A 4,078-nucleotide genomic window follows, 5' to 3' on the forward strand; every position below is an offset into this window, starting at 1 on the left:
GTTCATTGAAGCGGCCCGCGCGCTGGGCGTGCCCACACGGCGCATCATCTTCCAGCACATCGTTCCCAATCTTCTGGGCATCGTTGCGATCTACACCACGGTCACCGTGCCGGCCGTGATCCTGGTCGAGTCCGTGCTGTCGTTCCTGGGGCTGGGCATCCAGGAGCCCATGACAAGCTGGGGCGTCCTGATCCACGAMGGTGCGTCCGTCATGGAAGTCTCGCCCTGGATGCTGCTGTTTCCGGCAGGAATGCTTTCGCTGACGCTGTACTGCTTCAACTACATCGGGGACGGCCTGCGTGATGCGCTCGACCCCAAAGACCGCTGAGCCGCACCATGAGCCTGATTGAAGTCAACAACCTAGGGGTTCAGTTCCAGACCCAGGACGGGCTGGTCTACGCCGTCAACGGCATCAACTTCGCGCTGGAGCGCGGCCAGACCCTGGGCATCGTCGGCGAGAGCGGTTCCGGCAAAAGCCAGAGCGTGCTGGCCATGATGGGGTTGCTCGCGGGCAATGGCAAAGCCACCGGCCAGGCCTTGTACAAGGGCCAGGACCTGCTGGCCATGAAGCCGGCCGAGCTCAACAAGATACGCGGCAACCGCGTGGCCATGATCTTCCAGGACCCGATGACGTCGTTGAACCCCTACCTGACAGTAGAGCGGCAGATGACCGAGGTGCTGCAGTTCCACAAGGGCTTTGACCGCAAATCCGCCCGCGCCAGGTCGGTGCAACTGCTCGATGCGGTCAAGATCCCGGAAGCCGCCCGCCGCATCACCATGTACCCGCACGAATTTTCAGGCGGCATGCGCCAGCGCGTGATGATCGCCATGGCCTTGCTCTGCGAGCCCGAAGTGCTGATCGCCGACGAGCCCACCACGGCGCTGGACGTGACGGTACAGGCGCAGATCATCGCCTTGCTGCGCGACCTGYAGCGTGACTTCAGCACGGCCATCATCATGATCACCCACGACCTGGGTGTGGTGGCGGGCCTATGCGACGAGGTGATGGTGCTGTATGGCGGCCGCGTGATGGAGCAGGGCAGTGCTGACAGCATTTTTTATGGCGCCTCCCATCCGTATACCGTGGGCCTGCTGGGTGCCATACCGCGCCTGGACGCGGACGACGAAGCGCTTGTGGCCATCCCCGGTGCACCGCCCAACATGGCGCGGCTTCCCCAGGGCTGCCCGTTCAGCGAGCGCTGCGCGCTGGCCAGCGCGCAGTGCCGGGATGTGATGCCTGCGTTACTGCCGGCCTCGCACAACCCGGCGGTGCTGAGGGCTTGCCACAAATCAAGCGAGGCTGTGTCTGAACTTGCGGCCAGTGGAGCCGTCCATGCGTGATGCCTCTCAACCTATTTTGTCGGTGCGGGACCTGAAAGTGCACTTCAGGATCAAAAGCGGCGCCTGGCCTTGGTCGCCCGCCCGCACCCTGAAAGCCGTGGACGGCATTTCCTTCGACATCCATGCGGGAGAAACCCTGGGCGTGGTGGGTGAGTCGGGCTGCGGAAAATCCACCTTGGCGCGCGCAGTGCTGAACCTGATCCCGGCCTCTGCCGGCAGCATTGTCTGGATGGGCAAGGAGATGACAGGTGCTTCGAGCCAGTCCTGGCTGGGCGTCAGGGCAGACATCCAGATGATCTTCCAGGACCCGCTGGCCTCGCTGGACCCGCGCATGACCATCGCGCAGATCATTGCCGAGCCTTTGCGCACGCATCGCCCGCGCATGCCCGAGGCCGAAGTGATGCAGCGTGTCAAGGCCATGATGGGCCGCGTTGGCCTGATGGCGCAGCAGATCAATCGCTACCCGCATGAATTTTCAGGCGGGCAGTGCCAGCGCATCGGCATTGCCCGGGCGCTGATCCTGGAGCCCAAGCTCATCATCTGCGACGAGCCGGTGTCGGCGCTGGATGTGTCTATCCAGGCGCAGATCATCAACCTGCTCAAGGCGCTGCAAAAGTCCATGGGCCTGGCGCTGATCTTCATCGCGCATGACCTGGCCGTCGTCAAACACATCAGCGACCGTATCCTGGTGATGTACCTCGGGCATGAAATGGAAGTGGCAAAAAAGAAAGCGCTGTATGCCGCGCCGCGCCACCCCTACACGCAGGCGTTGCTGTCGGCCATCCCGATTCCCGATCCGGCGCTGGAGCGAAAGAAGGTGATCCAGTTGCTGCAGGGCGACCTGCCGTCGCCCATGTCGCCGCCCTCGGGATGCGTGTTCCGCACGCGCTGCCCCCGGGCTATCGCGCGTTGCGCCGAAGAGGTGCCTGAGCTTCGCCGCCTGGACGACCAGACAGAAGCGTCTTGTCTGCTGGCTTGAAGGGTTTTAGGGCTGCAGCCCAATAAGAGCGGGCGCGAGCAGCTATTAAAACAATAGCGAATACAGGTTGACGCCCCAGGCGCGTTACCGGAAAAAGCAGAGGTGCGCCCGGCGCCGGCGAGTCCAGCCGGCGCTGTGGTGCTATAGCTGCAGGCCCAGCCAGCGTCGCGCGGCTGCGTTCAGCGCCTCGTGCTGACCCGTTGTCAGCAAAGTGATGTGGCCGGGTGCGCCGCCTTGCCGCAGCTGCCCGGCGGCCTCGAGCAAACGGCGGGTCTGCCGCGCGACCGGCTCGCCGGTTTCGATCAGGTGGACATCGGTGCCGACCAGCGCCTGCAGCGTGTCCCATGCGAAGGCGTAATGCGTGCAGCCCAGTACCAGTGTGTCGACCTGCCCGGCCTGGCCGCCGAAAGACCCGATCGCCTGCGTGTATTGCTCGCATAGCGCGCCGATCCGCGCCACATCGTGGTTCTGGATCGCATCGGCCAGGCCGTCGCAGGGCTGCAGGATGAATTCCGCTTGGTCTTTCAGCGAGTCGTGCAAGGCGCGTAGCTTGGCGCTGGTCATCGTGACGCGCGTCCCCATCACACCGATGCGGCCCGTCTTGCTCAGGGCAACGGCTGGCTTGAGTGCTGGCTCGACGCCGACCAGCGGCAAGTCCGGGTGCTCGGTTCGTATGAGGTGAACGGCGGCCGCCGTCGCGGTATTGCACGCGATCACCAGTGCCTTGATCGCATGCTCTTCGCGCAATTTGCGCACGACGGCGCGCGTGCGCTCAATGACAAAAGCGTCGCCGCGCTCGCCATAAGGCGCGAAGCCCGCGTCGGCCAGGTAGACGAAGGACTCCGCGGGCAATTCGGCCCGCAATGCCTTGAAGACGCTAAGGCCACCCACGCCGCTGTCGAACACGCCGACCGGCCGGTCGGCGTCGGCATGGCCTTCACTCACGCGGCTGCGACGGGGATGTTCTTGAACTCGCCGGTGGCAATTTTTTTCTGCCATTCGGCCGGACCGGTGATGTGGGCGCTGGTGCCGCCCGCATCGACCGCTACGGTGACGGGCATATCGACCACGTCGAACTCGTAAATTGCCTCCATGCCCAGGTCGGCAAAGCCCACGACCTTGGCGGTCTTGATGGCCTTGCTGACCAGGTAGGCCGCGCCGCCGACGGCCATCAGGTAGGCACTCTTGTGCTTTTTGATGGCTTCGATGGCGACCGGGCCGCGCTCGGACTTGCCGATCATCGAAATCAGGCCGGTCTCGGCCAGCATCATTTCGGTGAAGCCGTCCATTCGCGTGGCGGTGGTGGGGCCGGCCGGGCCTACCGCTTCATCGCGCACCGGATCGACCGGGCCGACGTAGTAGATGACGCGGTTGGTGAAATCGACCGGCAGTTTTTCGCCTTTGGCCAGCATGCCCTGAATGCGCTTGTGCGCGGCGTCTCGCCCGGTCARCATCTTGCCGTTGAGCAGCARGGTTTGGCCGGGYTTCCAGCTKGCRACTTCTTCSCKGGTSAGCGTGTTGAGGTYKACCTTTTTGCTCTTGTTGTARTCRGGYGCCCAGTTSACGTTGGGCCACAGGTCCAGCGAAGGCGGGTCCAGGTARACGGGGCCACTGCCGTCCATGACGAAATGCGCATGGCGCGTGGCGGCACAGTTGGGGATCATCGCGACRGGCTTGCTGGCGGCGTGSGTYGGGTACATCTTGATCTTGATGTCSAGCACGGTGGTGAGGCCGCCCAGGCCTTGTGCGCCTATGCCC

5 protein-coding genes are annotated in these 4,078 nt (G+C 64.1%); 3 read left to right on the top strand and 2 right to left on the bottom strand.

Annotated elements, in window-relative coordinates; all coding sequences use genetic code 11:
- The 3 genes from AC1D0Z_RS17095 to oppF form a co-directional block, all read left to right on the top strand.
- The coding region (locus AC1D0Z_RS17095) for an ABC transporter permease subunit (protein WP_477659414.1) at positions 1 to 328 on the top strand (328 nt) is incomplete at its 5' end.
- A gap of 8 nt (positions 329 to 336) precedes the next feature.
- The gene (locus AC1D0Z_RS17100) at positions 337 to 1,341 is read left to right on the top strand and encodes an oligopeptide/dipeptide ABC transporter ATP-binding protein (protein WP_477659415.1); all 1,005 of its coding nucleotides are present in this window, start codon (positions 337 to 339) and stop codon (positions 1,339 to 1,341) included.
- The gene (gene oppF, locus AC1D0Z_RS17105) at positions 1,334 to 2,320 is read left to right on the top strand and encodes a murein tripeptide/oligopeptide ABC transporter ATP binding protein OppF (RefSeq protein WP_477659416.1); all 987 of its coding nucleotides are present in this window, start codon (positions 1,334 to 1,336) and stop codon (positions 2,318 to 2,320) included. The genes AC1D0Z_RS17100 and oppF overlap by 8 nt, the downstream gene beginning before the upstream one ends.
- Positions 2,321 to 2,461: 141 nt before the next feature.
- On the opposite strand, the gene murI is transcribed toward oppF, so the two are convergent.
- Positions 2,462 to 3,265: a glutamate racemase gene (gene murI, locus AC1D0Z_RS17110; protein ID WP_477659417.1), complete on the bottom strand. Its 804-nt coding sequence runs from the start codon at positions 3,263 to 3,265 to the stop codon at positions 2,462 to 2,464.
- A partial coding sequence (locus tag AC1D0Z_RS17115) for a fumarate hydratase C-terminal domain-containing protein (RefSeq protein ID WP_477659418.1) occupies positions 3,262 to 4,078 on the bottom strand: 817 nt, incomplete at its 5' end. The genes murI and AC1D0Z_RS17115, both read right to left, overlap by 4 nt.

The organism is Polaromonas sp. P1_E3, from assembly GCF_056405935.1.

What these genes read in the sequence shown, in the direction of transcription:
- oppF (WP_477659416.1), top strand. Translation starts at nt 1,334, where the DNA reads ATGCGTGATGCCTCTCAACCTATTTTGTCGGTGCGGGACCTGAAAGTG.